The sequence below is a fragment of the Brachybacterium sp. NPDC056505 genome (genome assembly GCF_042794925.1).
GTDB lineage: Bacteria > Actinomycetota > Actinomycetes > Actinomycetales > Dermabacteraceae > Brachybacterium > Brachybacterium kimchii.
The window spans coordinates 1-1,451 of sequence record NZ_JBHTSV010000072.1 but is presented as its reverse complement, the minus strand read 5'-3'; the positions used below and the strand labels follow the sequence as shown (position 1 = coordinate 1,451).

The window sequence follows — 1,451 nt, the reverse complement described above, 5'->3', positions numbered from 1 at the left end:
CCGGGGGTTGTTTCCCGAGAACCACACAGTAGACGCGAGCACAGCACACAATTCTCAAAATTTGTGTTGATAAGTCATCGGCCATTAGTACCAGTCAGCTCCACACATTACTGTGCTTCCACATCTGGCCTATCAACCCAGTCATCTCCTGGGGGCCTCCCACACCACAAGGGTGCACGGATATCTCATCTTGAAGCAGGCTTCCCGCTTAGATGCTTTCAGCGGTTATCCCTTCCCGACGTAGCCAACCAGCCATGCCCTTGGCAGAACAACTGGCACACCAGAGGTCAGTCCATCCCGGTCCTCTCGTACTAGGGACAGGTCTTCTCAAATATCCAACGCGCGCAGCGGATAGGGACCGAACTGTCTCACGACGTTCTAAACCCAGCTCGCGTACCGCTTTAATAGGCGAACAGCCTAACCCTTGGGACCAACTCCAGCCCCAGGATGCGACGAGCCGACATCGAGGTGCCAAACCATGCCGTCGATATGAGCTCTTGGGCAAGATCAGCCTGTTATCCCCGGGGTACCTTTTATCCGTTGAGCGACACCCATTCCACAATGAGGTGCCGGATCACTAGTTCCTGCTTTCGCACCTGCCCGACATGTCTGTCTCGCAGTCAAGCTCCCTTGTGCACTTACACTCAACACCTGATTGCCAACCAGGATGAGGGAACCTTTGAGCGCCTCCGTTACTCTTTAGGAGGCAACCGCCCCAGTTAAACTACCCATCAGGCACTGTCCCTGATCCGGATCACGGACCGAGGTTAGGAATCCAGAACGACCAGAGTGGTATTTCAACAACGACTCCACACGAACTAGCGTCCATGCTTCCCAGTCTCCCACCTATCCTACACAAGCCGTCCCGAACACCAATACCAAACTATAGTAAAGGTCCCGGGGTCTTTCCGTCCTGCTGCGCGTAACGAGCATCTTTACTCGTAATGCAATTTCGCCGAGTTCGCGGTTGAGACAGTGGAGAAGTCGTTACGCCATTCGTGCAGGTCGGAACTTACCCGACAAGGAATTTCGCTACCTTAGGATGGTTATAGTTACCACCGCCGTTTACTGGGGCTTAAATTCTCAGCTTCGCACCACAAGGGCGCTAACCAGTCCTCTTAACCTTCCAGCACCGGGCAGGCGTCAGTCCGTATACAGCGTCTTACGACTTCGCACGGACCTGTGTTTTTAGTAAACAGTCGCTTCTCCCTGGTCTCTGCGGCCCTCACAGCTCTCACTGCTCAGGCCCCCCTTCTCCCGAAGTTACGGGGGCATTTTGCCGAGTTCCTTAACCACGATTCTCTCGAACGCCTCGGTATTCTCTACCTGATCACCTGAGTCGGTTTCGGGTACGGGCGACCGTATTCGTCACGCCGGAACTTTTCTCGGCAGTACAGGATCACTCACCTACGCCCATACGGGATCCCCATCACGTCTCACCCCATACGGCA

Annotated in this window: 1 rRNA gene; it reads right to left on the bottom strand. The window is 54.6% G+C overall.

The features are described 5' to 3' along the window. Positions 1-65 precede the first annotated feature (65 nt). Positions 66-1,451: ribosomal RNA gene (locus ACFQ53_RS17685) — 23S ribosomal RNA — on the bottom strand; the annotation flags it as partial.